At 70.5% G+C, this 16557-nt stretch carries 19 protein-coding genes; 13 read left to right on the top strand and 6 right to left on the bottom strand.

Annotated features, from left to right (window positions below; all coding sequences use genetic code 11):
- Positions 1 to 46: 46 nt before the first annotated feature.
- From DNK54_RS19690 to DNK54_RS19680, 3 genes are all read left to right on the top strand, one after another.
- Positions 47 to 934 (top strand): inositol monophosphatase family protein, encoded by an 888-nt coding sequence (locus tag DNK54_RS19690; RefSeq protein ID WP_110208719.1) that lies wholly within the window; start codon positions 47 to 49, stop codon positions 932 to 934.
- 81 nt (positions 935 to 1015) lie between these two features.
- The gene (locus DNK54_RS19685; RefSeq protein ID WP_110208718.1) at positions 1016 to 1447 is read left to right on the top strand and encodes a CBS domain-containing protein; all 432 of its coding nucleotides are present in this window, start codon (positions 1016 to 1018) and stop codon (positions 1445 to 1447) included.
- A 28-nt stretch (positions 1448 to 1475) separates the two neighbouring features.
- Positions 1476 to 1847, top strand: coding sequence for an FKBP-type peptidyl-prolyl cis-trans isomerase (locus tag DNK54_RS19680; RefSeq protein WP_110208717.1), 372 nt, complete (start codon positions 1476 to 1478; stop codon positions 1845 to 1847).
- Between the two features lie 10 nt (positions 1848 to 1857).
- Here DNK54_RS19680 and DNK54_RS19675 read toward each other — a convergent pair whose 3' ends face one another.
- Complete coding sequence (locus DNK54_RS19675; protein WP_110208716.1) at positions 1858 to 2097, bottom strand: RNA-binding S4 domain-containing protein; 240 nt, start codon at positions 2095 to 2097, stop codon at positions 1858 to 1860.
- A gap of 60 nt (positions 2098 to 2157) precedes the next feature.
- On the opposite strand from DNK54_RS19675, the gene DNK54_RS19670 reads away from it, so the two are divergent.
- Positions 2158 to 2865 carry a hypothetical protein gene (locus DNK54_RS19670; RefSeq protein WP_204164719.1) on the top strand — a complete coding sequence of 236 codons (708 nt, stop codon included), beginning with the start codon at positions 2158 to 2160 and terminating at the stop codon, positions 2863 to 2865.
- A gap of 37 nt (positions 2866 to 2902) precedes the next feature.
- On the opposite strand, the gene DNK54_RS19665 is transcribed toward DNK54_RS19670, so the two are convergent.
- On the bottom strand, positions 2903 to 4159 hold the full coding sequence (locus tag DNK54_RS19665; protein WP_110208715.1) for a DUF445 domain-containing protein: 1257 nt from the start codon (positions 4157 to 4159) through the stop codon (positions 2903 to 2905).
- A gap of 47 nt (positions 4160 to 4206) precedes the next feature.
- Here DNK54_RS19665 and DNK54_RS19660 point away from each other — a divergent pair, with 47 nt between their 5' ends.
- Both DNK54_RS19660 and DNK54_RS19655 read left to right on the top strand, forming a co-directional pair.
- Positions 4207 to 4605 carry an FAD synthase family protein gene (locus DNK54_RS19660; protein ID WP_110208714.1) on the top strand — a complete coding sequence of 133 codons (399 nt, stop codon included), beginning with the start codon at positions 4207 to 4209 and terminating at the stop codon, positions 4603 to 4605.
- 55 nt (positions 4606 to 4660) lie between these two features.
- Complete coding sequence (locus tag DNK54_RS19655) at positions 4661 to 6202, top strand: MXAN_6640 family putative metalloprotease (RefSeq protein ID WP_110208713.1); 1542 nt, start codon at positions 4661 to 4663, stop codon at positions 6200 to 6202.
- Here DNK54_RS19655 and DNK54_RS19650 read toward each other — a convergent pair whose 3' ends face one another.
- A complete protein-coding gene (locus DNK54_RS19650) occupies positions 6203 to 6589 on the bottom strand; it encodes a hypothetical protein (RefSeq protein ID WP_162602568.1) in 387 nt (128 codons plus the stop codon). It abuts the gene before it with no gap.
- A gap of 61 nt (positions 6590 to 6650) precedes the next feature.
- On the opposite strand from DNK54_RS19650, the gene DNK54_RS19645 reads away from it, so the two are divergent.
- From DNK54_RS19645 to DNK54_RS19625, 5 genes are all read left to right on the top strand, one after another.
- The gene (locus DNK54_RS19645) at positions 6651 to 7475 is read left to right on the top strand and encodes an adenylate/guanylate cyclase domain-containing protein (RefSeq protein WP_110208711.1); all 825 of its coding nucleotides are present in this window, start codon (positions 6651 to 6653) and stop codon (positions 7473 to 7475) included.
- 92 nt (positions 7476 to 7567) lie between these two features.
- Entirely contained in the window at positions 7568 to 7936 is a 369-nt protein-coding gene (locus tag DNK54_RS19640) for a YciI family protein (RefSeq protein WP_110208710.1), read from the top strand.
- Positions 7937 to 7940: 4 nt separating this feature from the next.
- Complete coding sequence (locus tag DNK54_RS19635; protein WP_110208709.1) at positions 7941 to 9200, top strand: RNA polymerase sigma factor; 1260 nt, start codon at positions 7941 to 7943, stop codon at positions 9198 to 9200.
- 72 nt (positions 9201 to 9272) lie between these two features.
- Positions 9273 to 10178, top strand: coding sequence for an AurF N-oxygenase family protein (locus DNK54_RS19630; protein ID WP_110208708.1), 906 nt, complete (start codon positions 9273 to 9275; stop codon positions 10176 to 10178).
- 1 nt (position 10179) lies between these two features.
- Entirely contained in the window at positions 10180 to 11712 is a 1533-nt protein-coding gene (locus DNK54_RS19625) for an FAD-dependent oxidoreductase (protein WP_110208707.1), read from the top strand.
- Positions 11713 to 11740: 28 nt separating this feature from the next.
- On the opposite strand, the gene DNK54_RS19620 is transcribed toward DNK54_RS19625, so the two are convergent.
- Together DNK54_RS19620 and DNK54_RS19615 are read right to left on the bottom strand one after the other, a co-directional pair.
- The gene (locus DNK54_RS19620; protein WP_110208706.1) at positions 11741 to 12946 is read right to left on the bottom strand and encodes an acyl-CoA dehydrogenase family protein; all 1206 of its coding nucleotides are present in this window, start codon (positions 12944 to 12946) and stop codon (positions 11741 to 11743) included.
- Between the two features lie 59 nt (positions 12947 to 13005).
- Positions 13006 to 14028 (bottom strand): phosphotransferase family protein, encoded by a 1023-nt coding sequence (locus DNK54_RS19615; RefSeq protein WP_110208705.1) that lies wholly within the window; start codon positions 14026 to 14028, stop codon positions 13006 to 13008.
- A gap of 83 nt (positions 14029 to 14111) precedes the next feature.
- On the opposite strand from DNK54_RS19615, the gene DNK54_RS19610 reads away from it, so the two are divergent.
- Positions 14112 to 14930 (top strand): TetR-type transcription factor C-terminal domain-containing protein, encoded by an 819-nt coding sequence (locus DNK54_RS19610; protein WP_110208704.1) that lies wholly within the window; start codon positions 14112 to 14114, stop codon positions 14928 to 14930.
- On the opposite strand, the gene DNK54_RS19605 is transcribed toward DNK54_RS19610, so the two are convergent.
- Complete coding sequence (locus tag DNK54_RS19605) at positions 14931 to 15599, bottom strand: TetR/AcrR family transcriptional regulator (protein WP_110208703.1); 669 nt, start codon at positions 15597 to 15599, stop codon at positions 14931 to 14933. It abuts the gene before it with no gap.
- 101 nt (positions 15600 to 15700) lie between these two features.
- Here DNK54_RS19605 and DNK54_RS19600 point away from each other — a divergent pair, with 101 nt between their 5' ends.
- The gene (locus DNK54_RS19600) at positions 15701 to 16543 is read left to right on the top strand and encodes a 3-hydroxybutyryl-CoA dehydrogenase (RefSeq protein ID WP_110208702.1); all 843 of its coding nucleotides are present in this window, start codon (positions 15701 to 15703) and stop codon (positions 16541 to 16543) included.
- Positions 16544 to 16557: the final 14 nt, after the last annotated feature.

Genomic DNA, 16557 nt, shown 5'->3' with positions numbered 1-16557 from the left:
ACAGCGTAGTGGTCGGAGCCCCGGAGCCGAGGCATAGCCTGTGCCCATGCCGCTCGACTACACCGACGATCTGCGCCTCGCCCATGTGTTGGCGGACGACGCCGACTCCATCACCCAGGCGCGCTTCAAGGCGCTCGACCTGCACGTGATGACGAAGCCCGACCTGACGCCCGTCTCCGACGCGGACGAGTCGGTCGAGGAGGCGATCCGCCGGACGCTGTCGCGGGTGCGCTCACGCGACGCGGTCGTCGGCGAGGAGCAGGGCAGCACCGGACACAGCCAGCGACGCTGGATCGTCGACCCGATCGACGGCACCAAGAACTTCGTCCGCGGCGTGCCCGTCTGGGCCACGCTGATCGCCCTCGCGGTCGACGACGAGGTCGTGCTGGGCGTGGTCTCCGCGCCGCAGCTGCAGCGGCGCTGGTGGGCGTCGGCGGGCAACGGCGCCTGGACCGGCCGCTCCCTGCTGAAGGCGACGCAGTGCCACACCTCCGACGTACGCCGACTGGAGGACGCCTCGCTCTCCTACTCCTCCTTCTCCGGGTGGGAGGAGCGGGGCCAGCTCGAGGACTTCCTCGCGCTCTCGCGACGTTGCTGGCGGACCCGCGCGTACGGTGACTTCTGGTCCTACATGCTGCTGGCCGAGGGCGCGGTCGACCTGGTCGCCGAGCCGGAGCTCGCCCTCCACGACATGGCTGCGCTCGACATCATCGTGCGCGAGGCCGGCGGGCGGTTCACCTCGCTCGACGGGCGCGACGGCCCCTGGGGCGAGAACGCGATCGCCTCCAACACGCACCTCCACGAGGCGGCTCTGGCCTTCCTCGGGGCAGTCGACGACGACGCCGATCCGGACGGTCACGCGCCCGGCGGCGGTCAGGTGCACGACCTGCGTGAGCGCCGCCGGGCGGCGGCGGACGAGCCGCCGCTCGGCTGACGGGTTCGCGATCAGCTCTGGCCAGCGCCGGGGCGGACCGCTACCGTGACCAGCGTCACACTGCCGGCAGCAGGAGGTCCGATGCGCATCAACGACGTACTTCGGGGCAAGGCCCGCCAAGAGGTGGTCACGATCCGACCCGATGCCACCGTGCGCGAGCTGGTGGCGCTGCTCGCCGAGCACAACGTCGGGGCGGTGGTGGTCAGTGCCAACGGCACGAGCCTCGACGGCATCGTCTCCGAGCGCGACGTCGTACGCCGCCTCACCGGTGGCGCCGACACGCTCGACGGCACCGTCGGCTCGATCATGTCGACCGGCGTGCAGACCTGCGAGGGCACCGAGGCGGTCACCGATCTCATGCAGCTGATGACCGAGCACCGGATCCGGCACGTCCCCGTGCTGACCGACGGCGTCCTCACCGGGATCGTGAGCATCGGCGACGTGGTGAAGAACCGGATCGGCGAGCTCGAGTTCGAGCGAGACCAGCTCGACCAGTACCTGCACCAGCCCTGACGCGGAATGGGCACGTAGGCTCGTGCCCATGGCTGAGAAACCAGAGATCGAAGACTTCGACCCGACCCCGCCCACCGACCTCGTGATCACCGACATCACCGTCGGCGACGGGGCCGAGGCGACCGCGGGCTCCACCGTCTCCGTGCACTACGTGGGCGTGGCCCACTCGACCGGCGAGGAGTTCGACGCCTCCTACAACCGGGGCGCGCCGCTCGACTTCCGCCTGGGCATCGGGCAGGTCATCAGCGGGTGGGACACCGGCGTGCAGGGGATGCGCGTCGGTGGACGGCGCCAGCTCGTCATCCCGCCGCACCTGGGCTACGGCGACCGGGGCGCGGGCGGCGTGATCAAGCCCGGCGAGACCCTGATCTTCGTCGTCGACCTGCTGAAGGTCAGCTGACTCCCACGCTTCACCAGGGGAGGTCGTCGGTGACGGCGGCCTCCCCCGTCACCACCGTGGCCGACTGACCGGCCAGGGTGACGACGTCGCCCTCCACCAGCTGCCGTCCCCGCCGCGTCTCCACCTCGCCGCCGACCTGCACGCGTCCTTCTGCGATCACCGTCTTCGCCTCGGCGCCGTGATCGACAAGGTTGGCGAGCTTGAGGAACTGGCCGAGCCGGATCGACTCGTCCTTGATCGGGACGTCCATAACCCCATTGTGCGGGACCGCTCCCCCGGTCTCCACGCCGGTTCTGCGAAGGTCGCCTGCGTGAGCAAGCTCGTCTTCGTCCTCCTCGCCCCCAGCGACCCCGACCACGTCGTCGAGGTCGCCCTCTCCGGCTCCCTGCGCGAGCGACTCGCCGCCGCGGGCGCCGACCGGGTTCAGGTCAACGTGATCGACGAGGCGTTCACCGGAGCGATGAACTTCCAGGTGCTGCCCGAGCCGATCGTCGGCCTGGTGAGCGTCTGGTACGGCGGCGCCCGCCACACCGAGGTCGCGGCGACCTTGGTCGACGCCCTGTCCGGGGCCGGGGTCCGGCACCACGGATGGGCGGTCGAGGAGCGCGAGCCGCTGGTCGCCCCGGACGCCTCCGACGGCGAGCGCGTGCCGGCGATGGCCAATCTCGCCTTCCTCCGGCGCCCTGCCGACCTGCCCTACGAGGAGTGGCGGACGATCTGGCAGGAGAGCCACACCCAGGTGGCGATCGATACCCAGGCCACCTTCGGCTACGTGCAGAACCGGGTGCTTGAGCCGCTCACGCCCGGGACACCCGCGATCGCCGCGATCGTGGAGGAGCTGTTCCCCGAGGGAGCAGCGACCGACCCCCACCTCTTCTACGGCTCGGGCGGCGACGCCGCCGAGCTCAACCGTCGCTTGGGGCTGATGCTGGAGAGCGTGGCTCGCTTCGGCGCTGCTGAGAACCTCGATCTGGTGTCGACTGCCCGGCGCCGTTGGCGGCTCGCGGCTCGCGACTGACGGCGCCCCGCGAGCCCGTCCGCCCCAGAGCCCGGGCTCAGAGCAGCTGGGAGAGGGCGTGGATGAGGAGGCCGACGAGGCCGCCGACGACCGTCCCGTTGATGCGGATGAACTGGAGGTCCCGGCCCACGTGGAGCTCGATCCGCTCCGCCGCCTCCGCACCGTCCCAGCGCTCGATGGTCTGGGTGATCACCGAGGTCAGCTCGGTGCCGTAGCGATCGACGACGAAGACGACGGCATCGCTCACCACGCGGTCGAACCGCTGCTGCAGGGCCGGCTCGTCCCGCAGCCGTCCGGCAACCACCACCAGCTCGTCGCGCAGCCTGGTCGCCAGCGCGCCGTCCGGCTCGGCGAGGGCGTCGCGGAGAACGTTGCGCAGTCCCTGCCAGAGGCTGATGCCGGTGGAGACGAACTGCGGGTGCTCGAGGAGCCGCAGCTTCAGGCCCTCGGCACGCCGGGCCGTCGCCTCGTCGTGCAGCAGGTCGTCGCCCAGCCTCGCAAGGAGCGAGTCCAGCGCCGCCCGGGCACGGTGCCCCGGATCGTCGCGGATGTCGGCAAGCCACCGCACGGCCTCGGAGTGCAGTCGTGAGGTGACCGCGTCGTTGAGCCGCGGCGGCGCCCACCAGGGGGCCCGTTCCCCGATCACCTCGGTGAACGTCTCATGGTTGACGACCAGCCAGTCGTGCAGCTCGTTGATCGCCAGGTCGACGACGCCGTGGTGCAGGTCGTCGCGGACCGCCTCGACGACGAAGGTGCCCAGGACCGGAGCGATCGGCTCCTCGGCGAACCGCGGCACCAGCACCTGCTCGACCAGCTCGATGATGTGCCGATCCTCGATCTTTCCCAACGCGATGGCCGTGACCTCGGAGACTTCGGCGACGACGCGACGTGCATGCTCCGGCTCCGCCAGCCAGGCGCCCGCCCGCCGGGTCGGCTCCGCGCTCCGGACCCGCTCCGAGATGATCTCGGGTTGCAGGAAGTTCTCCCCGACGAACTGCTCCAGGCCGCGGCCCAGGTCGTCCTTGCGCCGCGGGATGAGTGCGGTGTGCGGCACCGGGAGGCCGAGCGGATGGCGGAAGAGCGCCGTGACCGCGAACCAGTCCGCGATCGCGCCGACCATGCTGGCCTCGGCCCCCGCGTTGACGTAGCCGAGGAAGCCGCCCTGCCCCCAGGTCGCGACGTACACCACGGCGGCGAGGACAAGGAGCCCGAGCGCCAGGGTGCGCATCCGGCGCAGGGAGCGACGACGGAGGGCATCGGCCTCGGGAGCGGGTGTCACCAGCGGCAGGCTCATCAAGGCGATTGTGTCAGGCCCGGGGGCATCCGCGTACGATGCCCCGCATGTCTCGCACCGTCATCACCTTCGGCACCTTCGACGTCTTCCACGTCGGGCACCTGCGGGTGATCGAGCGTGCGGCCGCCCTCGGTGACCGGCTGGTGGTGGGCGTCTCGGCGGACGCACTCAACGAGCGCAAGAAGGGCCGGGTGCCGGTCTTCAGCCAGGCCGAGCGGCTCGCGATCGTGGCCGCGCTCAAGCCCGTCGACGAGGTCTTCGTCGAGGAGAGCCTGGAGCTCAAACGCGACTACATCCAGCAGTTCGGCGCCGATGTCCTGGTGATGGGCGACGACTGGGCGGGCCGGTTCGACGAGTTCAAGGAGCTCTGCGAGGTCGTCTACCTCCCGCGTACGCCGGCGATCTCGACCACCGCGCTGATCGAGAAGATCTCCGGCACCGTCTGACCCGGGCGGCGTCTGGGCTCGGGCATCGTCGGACGATGCCCGTAGGGTGAGTGCCATGCGTTTCCTCGGGAGATCAGCCCTGAACGGAGCCGCGCGTCGGCTCGCCCTGCCGATCGCGACGGCCGCGCTGGTGGTGTCGCCGCTCGGCGCAGTGGCAGCAGCTCCGGGCACAGACGGGGCGCCCGCGCCCGAGGTCTCCGAGCCGGCGGACGCTGCGGTGGAGGTGCTCGAGCAGCTCACCGCCACCCTCGACGGCGAGCGCGGCCCCGCGGAGGCAGCGGACGCCGAGACCGACCTGACGACCGAGCTGGTCACCCTGCAGCAGGTCTACGACGACCTCCCGGCGACCGAGCGCCGCGAGGCGCGACGCCTCCTCGCCCGGCCGACAGACCCGGTGGCCAACCCCGTGCAAGACCTCGTCAACTACAAGGGCGCCCCGGTCATCTCCACCTGCAACACTCGGATCTGCGTGCACCGGGTGGCCTCCGGGAAGCACCAGGCCACGGCCGCCTGGGCGACGCAGACCCTCAACGTCGTAGACGCGGTGTGGAACGCACAGATCGGCACGATGGGCTACCGGGCGCCGGTCTCCGACGGCAACAAGGGCAACCCCGCCGGCGTGACCGGCAGTCGCCTCGACGTCTATCTGGGCGAGCTCAGCGCCGACGGCTACTACGGATACGCCAACTGGGACCCGAGCGCACCACACGCCGGCTACCTGGTCCTCGACAACAACTACGCGGGCTTCGCGACCTCACCGCTCGACACACTGAAGGTCACCGCGGCCCACGAGTTCTTCCATGTGGTGCAGTTCGGCTACAGCCGCAAGGCGGATACCTGGCTGATGGAGACGACCGCGACGTGGATGGAGGAGCAGCTCTACGACTCCATCAACGACAACCGCCAGTACCTCACGGTCAGCGCGCTCGCTCGTCCGGCCGAGCCCCTCGACTCCCCCGGCTTCTACCAGTACGGCAACTGGGTCTTCTTCGAGAACATCGCGCAACGGCACGGCCAGCAGATCGTGCGAGCCATCTGGAACAAGGTGGCCGCCGGCAAGACCTCCACCCAGGCGATCAACCGAGCAGCGAAGGCGCGCGGCTCCGACCTGGCGACGGAGTTCACCCGCTTCGCAGCCGACAACACCGTGCCGAGGAAGACCTACTCCGAGGGCGGCTCCTATCCGAAGGCCAAGCCGGTCAGCAAGCCCAAGCTCGGCAAGTCGAAGCGTGCGAGTGCGTGGAAGCAGCTGCGGATCGACCACCTGAGCGCGGCGACCACGCGGTTCGCCCCGAAGGGCAAGCTGGGCAAGAAGTGGCGCTTGCAGGTCCAGCTCCGCGGTGCCTCGCGGGTCCGCGCGGAGGTGCTGGTGCACCGCACAGACGGCACGGTCGTCCGGCACAAGGTGCTGCTGAAGAAGGGCAGCGCGAAGAAGCGGGTCGCCTTCGACACCAAACGGGTCGCGAAGGTCTCCGTCACCCTCGCCAACACCTCGGCCGCCTACCGGTGCCACCGCGGCAAGCCCTACACCTGCCGCGGCCTTCCCAAGCATGATCGCGAGCCGGCGCAGGTGCGCGGGGTGCTCAGCAAGCGCTGATCAGGGTGCCGGCGGTGCCGGCGGCTCCTTGACGACGAGACCGAAGAGCGGAGCCGTCACCGACTCCAGCGACTCGACGATGTCTGCGTGTCGCTGAGCCACCACGTTGACGAGCTCGGCGAGATCCGCCTGAGCCTGTGCCAGGCTGGCCATGGTGTCGGCCAGCTCTCGCTGGCGCGTGATGAAGGTCTGCAACGGCTGGGCCGTGGCGCCGGCCAGGTCGCCGACGGCGCCCAGCAGCGTGGTCACCTGCGTCAGGAGCTCCTCAGGCTGGGTGAGACCGGTGCGGCCCATCGACACGATGGTGCTGATCGTGTCGGTCGTGAGCTTCAGAGCAAGCCGCTGGGACTTGTTGAGCATCTCGAACGCGTTGTCCATCGCTTCCATAGACCGAGCGTAGTGCTCACCGCCGACGTTGAGAACGCATCGGAGTCTCTAGGCTGCTCGCGTGGATCCCCTCGAGATCGTCCTGTCGGTCGCTGCTCTCTGCCTGCTCGGCAGCACCGTGGGCGCCTCCTTGAGCCTGCGCCGCACCCGACGGCGGCTCCTGGAGACCGAGCGGCGGCTGCGGGAGCTCGAGACCGGCTCCCGGGAGAGATCGCCGCGACTTTCCCGACGCGCCGCAGACCTGGCCGTCCGCGCCGTGGTCACCACGGCGCGTGGCGTCCGCGAGCACGGCGTCAGCGGCTTCCTTGCGACCTCCATCGAGGAGTTCACGGGGTGGTCGGTGGCCGAACGGCTCCGGATCAACAAGCTTGCCGGTCCTGACGGCACGGTCACCGTGCTCTTCTCCGACATCGAGGGCTCCACGGCGCTCAACGAGCGGCTCGGCGACGAGGAGTGGATGGCCCTGCTCGGCGAGCACGACGGCGTGGTCCGCACGGCGGTACGCCGCTACCACGGCCACGTGGTCAAGCATCAGGGCGACGGCTTCATGGTCGTCTTCGGCTCCGCGGAGGCGGCTGGCCGCGCTGCCCTGGAGATCCAGGCCGGCCTGGCCGATGCCGACTCCCCCGCACTCTCCCGCACCCCGATCCTGGTGCGGGTGGGGATCCACACCGGACCGACCGTGGAGCGCGACGGCGACTTCTTCGGACGCAACGTCGCCTATGCCGCGCGCATCGCGGCCCACGCAGCCGGCGGCGAGGTGCTGGTGAGCGACGACGTACGCACGGAACTCGGCGAGCTCTGGGAGTGCGCCGGGCCCTACGGCGTCGATCTGAAGGGGTTCCCCGGCGACCACCAGGCATGGACACTGCTCCACGGCGAGTAGCGCCAGGCGAGCAGAAAGCTCTCGACCGCATGTCGAAGACCACCTCCCCTGTTCGACGTACGGTCGACAACACCCACACAGGAGGTAGGACGATGGCTCGCTACATGGGATTCGTGAGGCTGGAGGAGGGCATCGAGGGACCACCCGAGCAGATGTCGACGGCGATGGGCGAGTTCATGGCTCGCTCCGCAGCCGCGGGAACGCTGGTGGACGCCGGCGGCCTCTTCGGCACCGAGGACTCGGTGAACTTCGTGATCCGCGGAGGCGAGATGACCCGCATCGACGGGCCGTACGCGGAGACGAAAGAGGTTGTCGGCGGCTGGGCCCTGATGCGGTTCGACGACCACGAGACGGCGATCGCGAGCTGCCGCGAGATGGCGCAGCTGCACCTCGACCACTGGCCCGGTCGCGACCTGACCATCACCCTGCGTCAGATCTCGGAGGCACCGGGCGCAGACTGAGCGGGTGCTGGTCGATCCACGAACCGTCCTCGCTGACACCTGGCGGGCCGAGGCCCCCCGGCTGGTCGGCGCACTGACCCGACTGACCGGGGACCTCGGCGTGGCCGAGGAGCTCGCCCAAGACGCGATGGTCGCCGCCTTGGAGCAATGGACGCGCGACGGGGTGCCGGCGAATCCGGCGGCCTGGCTGATGACCACCGCTCGGCGCCGCGCGGTGGACCGGATCCGGCGCGACGCGACCCTGCGACGCAAGACGGCGGAGCTCGGCCGGCGGCTGGCGGACGCCACCGATCCGGACCTCGATGACCAGGTCGAGCAGATCGAGGACGACGTGCTGCGCCTGATCTTCCTGTGCTGCCACCCTGCACTCACCTCCGAGTCGCGGGCGGCACTCACCCTGCGCCTGGTCGGCGGGCTGAGCACGGCGGAGATCGCCCGGGGGTTCCTCGTCACCGACATCGCGATGGGGCAGCGGATCTCACGCGCCAAGCGCACCCTGGTCGACGCCCGGGCCGAGTTCGACCTGCCTCGTGGGCGGGAGCGGCGGGCACGGCTGGACGATGTGATGGCTGTCGTCTATCTCATCTTCAACGAGGGGTACGCCGCCACCGCGGGCGAGGAGTGGACCCGACCCGACCTGACCGCCGAGGCGATCCGCCTGGCGCGGATGCTCAGCGACCTGACCCCGGGGGCGCCGGAGACGCACGGGTTGCAAGCCCTGCTGGAGCTGCAGGCCTCGCGCCTCCCCGCCCGCCTCGACGACGACGGTCGCCCGCTGCTCCTGGAGGAGCAGGACCGCCGTCGCTGGGACGAGCAGCTGATCCGGAGCGGACAAGAGGCACTCGCTCAGGCGGAGGTGGCCGCAGCACGTGGGGCGGCGGTCGGACGCTACTACCTGCAGGCGGCGATCGCCGCGGAGCACGCACGGGCAGCGACCCCCGAGGCGACCGACTGGAGCAGGATCGCCCGGCTCTACGACCTGCTGGCCGGAGCCGCACCGGGAGCGATCGTCGAGGTGAACCGAGCCGTCGCTCACGGCCGCGCCTGGGGCGCCGCCGCCGGGCTGGCGATCCTGGACGCGCTGCCGCCGGATGCGCTTCCCGGCTCCCCGGCCGTGCCCAGCGTGCGAGGCGACCTGCTGCTGCGCTCGGGCCGGGCTTCCGAGGCCGCACGCGCCTTCGCCCAAGCGGCCGCCCGCAGTCGCAATGCCGGCGAGCGGGCTCTCCTCGCGCGGCGCGCGGCGGAGGCAAGGAGGCTTCCTTGAGGAAGCCCTTGCTTTGCGCCACGATCTATGTAACATTCTGAATGTCACATAGCCGATGCAGTGGAGAGACCCATGGCCAGCACGATCGAGCAGCCCGCCGCAGTCGCGTCGCAGGACGTCGCATCCCGCTTGCTCTCCTCCTCCGAGCAGCTCTCCTGCGACCCGGTCACCGAGGTCGACTGGGAGACCCCGCTCGACACCACCATGCACGGCACCTCCCCTGAGTGGTCGACCCTCTACGGCACCGACTACTGGCAGGAGATGACCGAGGAGCAGCGCACCGCGCTGACCCGCCAGGAGGCGGCCTCCGTCGCCAGCACCGGCATCTGGTTCGAGATGATCCTGCAGCAGATGATGCTGCGGGACTTCTACGCCAAGGACCCGACCGACGCGGACTTCCAGTGGGCGCTGACCGAGATCGCCGACGAGTGTCGCCACTCGATCATGTTCGCTCGCGGCGCCGCGAAGCTCGAGGCGCCGGCGTACCACCCCCACAAGGTGGTCATCGAGCTCGGCCGAGCATTCAAGACCCTTGCCTTCGGCGAGACCGCCTACGCCGCGATCCTGGTCGCCGAGGAGGTGCTCGACGTCATGCAGCGCGACTGGATGCGCGACGAGCGGGTCGTGCCCTTCGTGCGCACCATCAACAACATCCACGTGATCGAGGAGTCGCGCCACATGGCCTTCGCCCGCGAGGAGACGCGCGAGCGACTGCGCGGCGCCGGCCCGGTGCGGCGCCGGATCAGCGCACTGGTCGTCGCGATCGCCGCCTACGCGATCGTCAAGAGCATGTGGAACCCGGCCGTCTACGAGAACGCCGGTCTCGACCGCGAGCGCGCACTGCGCGAGGCCAAGAACAACAAGCACTTCGCCTCGATGCTCCGCTCCAGCTGCTCGGGCCTGATGGAGTTCCTCGACTCCTGCGGCATGCTCACCAAGCCCGCGGTGCGCGTCTACCAGATGGCCGGCCTGCTCTGACATGCCCTTCGCCATCACGCAGAACTGCTGCGCCGACGCCACCTGCGTGTCGGTGTGCCCGGTCAACTGCATCCACCCCACCCCGGATGAGCCGGACTTCGGCACGACCGAGATGCTCTACGTCGACCCGAAGTCCTGCATCGACTGCGGCGCCTGCGCCGACGCCTGCCCGGTTGACGCGATCTTTCCGATCCAGGCGCTCGTCGGCCCCGAGCGGGCGTACGCCGAGATCAATGCCAGCTGGTTCGACACCGTCACCCCCGGCGCACCGGCTCCCACCAGGGAGTTGGTGACGCCCGCGCCGCGGGCGGACCGCCCGACGTTCCACGACTGGAACAAGCCGACCTTCGACCGGGTCCTGCCCCCCGACTTCCCCACCCTGCGGGTCGCGGTGGTCGGCACCGGCCCGTCGGGGATGTACGCCGTCGAAGACCTGCTCCTGCACACCGACGCGGAGATCACCCTCTTCGACCGACTCGATGTGCCTGACGGCCTGGTCCGCTTCGGCGTAGCCCCCGACCACCCCGCGACCAAGCAGGTCGCCCACAACTTCTCGCGCCTGCGCAAGCACCCCCGGGTGCAGCAACGCTTCGGCGTCGAGATCGGTCGCGACATCACCCACGCGCAGCTGGCGGCCGACTTCGACGCGGTCATCTATGCCGTCGGAGCCCATGCCGACAAGCGACTCGGAATCCCCGGTGAGGAGCTGGCCGGCAGCGTCTCGGCCACTCGCTTCGTCGCTTGGTACAACGGCCATCCCGAGGTCCCGGCCGACGAGTTCCGGCTCGACAGCGAGCGGGTCGTCGTGGTGGGCAACGGCAACGTCGCGCTCGACGTCTCCCGGATCCTGGTCAGCGATCCCGACAGCCTCGCCGAGACCTCGATCGCACCGCATGCGCTCGCGGCGCTGCGTGCCAGCGCGGTGCGCGAGGTCGTCGTGCTCGGTCGCAGGGGCCCCGAGGATGCCGCCTACACCCGGCCCGAGGCGCTGGCGCTCGGCCACCTCCCTTCGGCCGACCTGGTGGTCGACGACCACGACCCGCGCATCGGCGCGGCCATCGACGCGGCCGGCCCGAAGGAGCACGCCTCGGTCCTGGCCGAAGTGCGCCGCGAGGCGATCGACTGGAGTGCCCCTCCCCCCGCCGGGCGACGGATCGTGCTGCGGTTCCACTCCTCGCCGCTTGCCGTCGAAGGTGAGGGCACGGCCGCCGCCTTGCGCGTGACCGGCGGATCAGGCGACCTCTCCCTGCCCGCGACCCGAGTGATGCGGGCGATCGGCTACCGCGGTGACGCCGTACCGGGCCTGCCGTTCGACGAGGCCAGCGGCACGGTGGCCAACACCACCGGGCGGGTCGCGGACATGCCGGGCACCTACGTCGTCGGCTGGATCAAGCGCGGCCCCTCGGGCGGCATCGGCACGAATCGCCGCTGCTCCGCCGAGACCGTCGCCTGCCTCCTGGACGACGTCGTCGCCGGCGTCGTCCAGCCCGCCCCGCGGAAGCGTCGCCGCTTCCGCAGCGCGTTCGCCGGCTGACCCAGCCCCAGGGCCGGGCCACCGGAGGTCAGCCGATGTAGCGGGGCTCCTTGCGAAGCTCCTGCTGGGCGATGGTGCGCCGGTGGACGGCGTCCGGGCCGTCGACGATGCGGAGCACGCGCGCCCAGGCGTAGAAGTAGGCCAGGGGGGTGTCGTCGGAGACGCCGGCGCCCCCGAAGACCTCGATCGCGCGGTCGATGACCGAGCAGGCGACCGCAGGCGCGGCGACCTTGATCGCGGCGATCTCGGTCCGGGCGCCCTTCGCGCCGTGGTGGTCGATCAGCCATGCGGCCTTCTGCACCAGCAGTCGGGCCTGGTCGATCTCGAGGCGGGAGTTGGCGATCAGCTCGCGGACCACACCCTGCTCGGCGAGCGGCGCACCGAAGGCGACCCGGCTCTTCGCCCGGTCGACCATCAGCGCGAGCGCCCGCTCGGCCATCCCGATGGCACGCATGGCGTGATGGATGCGGCCGGGGCCCAGGCGCGCCTGAGCGATCTTGAAGCCGTCGCCCTCACCGGCCAGCAGGTTGGCGGCCGGGACCCGCACGTCCTCGAAGAGCAGCTCGGAGTGACCGTGCTGGTCCTGGTACCCGAAGACCGGGAGGTGGCGCTTGATCGTCAGCCCGGGGGTGTCGCGCGGCACCAGGATCATCGACTGCTGGCGGTGCGGCTCGGCGTTCGGATCGGTCTTGCCCATGACGATGAAGATCTCGCAGCGTTCGTCGGCCACACCGGTGATCCACCACTTGCGGCCGTTGATGACGTACTCGTCGCCGTCGCGGGTGATCGAGGTGGAGATGTTGGTGGCGTCGGAGGAAGCGACGTCGGGCTCGGTCATCGCGAAGGCCGAGCGGATCCGCCCGTCCAGGAGCGGCTCCAGCCACCGCTCGCGCTGCTCGGGAGTCGCGAAGAGCTCGAGCGTCTCCATGTTGCCGGTGTCGGGCGCCTGGCAGTTGATCGTCTCCGGTGCGATCACGGGCGACCAGCCGGTGACCTCGGCGACGGCGGCGTACTCCAGGTTGGAGAGCCCGGAGAGGCCGGGCAGGAAAAGATTCCACAGTCCGCGGCGCTTCGCTTCCGCCTTGAGCTCGTCCATGATCGGCGGATAGGCGTGCTCGCCGTGCTCGCGCAGGTAGGCGGCCCAGACGGGCTCGGCGGGGAGGACATGCTCGAGCATGAACTCCCACATCTTCTCGGTGTACTCGGCGGCCTTGGGGGACGGTGCGAAGTCCATGGGTCACTCCCTGGAGGTGGTGGTCGAAAAACGGTGGCTGTCTCGGTCGGAGACGGTGGTCAGAGAAGCTCGAGGCCCTCGGTCGCGAGGCGGCGGATCTCGGCATCGAGGTTGCCGAAGTCCTGGCCGCCCATCGCGCCCGCGGCGGACCGGGCCGCGACCCCCTGGGCGATCACGGCGAACTTGAAGTGCGCGAAGGCGATGTAGGGGTCGAGCACGGAGAGGTCGGCGCCGGATCGGGCCGCGTAGCGCTCGAGGATCTCCGCTCGCGTCGGGAAGCCGGGCAGGTTGGTCACACCGGGGATCAGCGGCGGGAACTCCTCCCCCGGCTCGCGCCAGAACAGCATCAACAGGCCCACGTCGGCCAGTGGGTCGCCGATCGTGGAGAGCTCCCAGTCGAGGACGGCGTTGATCCGGCCCGGCTCGTCCGGCGCGAAGACGACGTTGTCGAAGCGATAGTCGCCGTGCGCGATGGCGCTGCGCTGCTGCACCGGGATGGAGGCAGCCAGCCGGCGAGCGAGCTCGTCGATCTCGGGCACGTCGTGGCTCCGGCTCTTCTCCCACTGCCCGGTCCATCGGCGCACCTGTCGCTCCAGGAATCCGTCAGGTCGGCCGTAGTCGCCCAGCCCGACCGCCTGGTAGTCGACGGCGTGCAGGTCGGCGAGGACGTCGACGAACGCCTCCGCCATCGCCCGCCGGCGGTCCGGGGTGTCGGCGTACGCCGGGGGGAGGTCGCCGCGGACGATGTGGCCAGGCACCTTCTCCATGACGTAGCAGGGACGGCCGACGAGCCCACCCTCGTCGATCAGGAGGATCTGCGCGACCGGCACGTCCGTGCCGGCCAGCGCCCGTTGCACGCGGGCTTCGCGGCCCATGTCGTGCGCACTGGGCAACAGGTCTCCGGTCGGCGGCCGGCGCAGCACGAGCTCTCCTGCCGGCGAAGAGACGAGGAAGGTCAGGTTCGACTTGCCGCCGCTGATCAACGTCGGCTCGGCCCGCCTCCAGGCCTCGTCGGCAGTCGCCTCGACCAGGCGCTCGCGCAGCGCCTCCAGGGCGACCAACTCGGCGGCGTTCGCGGGCATATGTCCTCCTGAAGCATGCGGCGAGCAGTACACGACAACGATGTTCAATGAACTCCGAACGATCGTACGGTATTGTTCAGTTCATGAGCAACCTTGCCGAGTCCGTCCGCGCGGCTCGGCGCGCCCAGGGCACCACGCTGCGGGCACTTGCCGCCGAGATCGGGGTCAGCCCCGCCACCATGAGCGGCATCGAGAACGGCAAGGTCGCGATCACCCCGGCGCGCCTCGCGGAGCTCGCCCAGGCGCTCGACACCTCCCCCGACGCCTTGCGCTCCCCGGCGCCTCCGCCACCGGCCCAGCCGCCCCCGGACTGGCGCAGCTTCGGACCACTGGAGATCGACGCCGTGCTGGCCGCAGCGGTGCGACTGGTCGTCCGCCAGGGGTACGCCGCCACGACGATGCGGGAGATCGCCCAGGAGGCGGGCCTCAGCGTCGCGGGGCTGTACCACCACTACCCACGCAAGCACGACCTTCTCGCGGCCGCCATGGAGCTGACGATGAAGGAGCTCCACGAGCGCGTCGGCGCGGCCCGCCAGGAGGGCGAGACCCCCGCGGAGCGCTTCGCCCTCATGGTCGAGGCGTTGGCGCTCTTCCACGTGCACCGCCCCGACCTGGCCTTCATCGGAGCCAGCGAGATGCGCAGCTTCGAGGAGCCCGAGGCCACCCAGATCCGCGAGCAGCGCAACGACCTGCAGCACCGGATCGACACCGAGGCACTTGCCGCCATCGACGACGGCACCTTCGCTGCCGCCGAGCCGCTTCCCGCACTGCGCGCCATCTCGACGATGTGCACCAGCCTGCCGCAGTGGTTCCGCCCGGACGGCTCGCTCACACCCGACGAGATCGCCCGCGAGTTCGCGCGCCTGGCCCTCGCCATGCTGGGCGACACGCGCGCCCGTTGATCACTCCTCGGCGATCAGCGCCGCACGCACCTGCGGCAGTACCGACTCGACCTGCCGCGGGGTGCGCAGGACGATGACCGTGGTGCCGGCCTCCTCGTCGGGCCCGCCGGCGAAGAGCCGCATCACCTCGACCATCGCCCGGTCGAAGTCGGCCATCGGATCCTCGGTCAGCCCCCGGAGCCAGCCGCGCAGCACATGGTTGTGGCCGGTCACCACCGCGGCCGCCATCAGCTCGGCACGCAGCGCGGCCTCGGGGGCCCCCTCGTACCAGCGGTGGATCCAGGTGCGGAAGAGCCGCTGGTACTGCTGCATGCCCGCAATCTCCCTGGCCCGCAAGGCGGGCACCGACCGCGTCAGGCGGTAGCGCGCCCGGGCCACCTCCCCCTCGGCGAGGTAGTGCAGCAGCACCAGGCGCGCCGCCTCGGCGACGGCGACATAGCGGGTCTCGGTGGTCACCGCGCCCGCCAGGCGCGCCTCGATGCTGGCGAGCAACGAGTCGTGCTCAGGGAAGATCACGTCCTCCTTCGAGCCGAACATCCGGAAGAAGGTGCTCCGCCCGATGCCGGCCCGCTCCGCGATGTCGTCGACGGAGGTGCCGTCGTACCCCCGCTCCTCGAAGAGCTGGTACGCCGCAGCCACGGTCCGTTCCCGGGTCTCGATGGCTCCCACCGGGCCTCCTTCACTTCGTCGACTTGGTTGGAACTAGGTCCCATGTGTACGGTACTGAGTATCACATCGTGCGCGGGCCACACACACTTCTGGAGGATGCCATGCAGCGGATCGGAGTCGTCGGATGCGGACTGATGGGGGCCGGCATCGCCGAAGTCAGCGCCCGCGCCGGCCTGGACGTCGTGGTCGCGGAGTCGTCACCTGAAGCCGCTGCGGCCGGCCTCGCCCGCCTGACGAAGTCGCTGGAGCGGGCCGAGCAGCGCGGCAAGATCGAGAGTGCCGCCGAGGTGCTCGGCCGGATCCGAGTGGTCGACAGCCTGGAGGAGCTCGCCGACCGCCAGCTGGTGATCGAGGCGATCGTCGAGGACGAGACCGCCAAGACGAGCCTCTTCAAGGAGCTCGACCGGATCGTCACCGACCCCGAGGCGATCCTCGCCTCCAACACCTCCTCCATCCCGATCATGAAGCTGGGCGTGGTCACCTCGCGGCCCCAGCACGTGCTGGGCATCCACTTCTTCAACCCGGTGCCGGTGCTCAAGCTGGTCGAGCTGGTGCCCAGCCTGTTGACGAGCGCCGAGACGACCGAGCGCTCGCGGACCTTCGTCGAGGAGGTGCTCGGCAAGACCGCCATCGACTGCCAGGACCGCGCCGGCTTCGTGGTCAACGCACTTCTGATCCCCTTCGTGCTCTCGGCGATCCGGATGCTCGAGTCGGGCTTCGCCACCGCCGAGGACATCGACCGCGGTCTGGTGCTGGGCGCCGCCCACCCGCAAGGGCCGCTGGCGCTGGCCGACCTGATCGGTCTCGACACCACCAAGGCTGTCGCCGAGTCGCTCTACGAGGAGTTCAAGGAGCCGCTCTACGCCGCCCCGCCGCTGCTCGCCCGGATGGTCGACGCCGGGCTCCTCGGCCGCAAGACCGGTCGCGGCTTCTACACCTACTGACACCAAGGAACCCC

The sequence above is a fragment of the Nocardioides daejeonensis genome, assembly GCF_003194585.1.
Classification (GTDB): Bacteria; Actinomycetota; Actinomycetes; order Propionibacteriales; family Nocardioidaceae; genus Nocardioides; species Nocardioides daejeonensis.
This window is presented reverse-complemented; position numbering and strand designations above follow the sequence as displayed.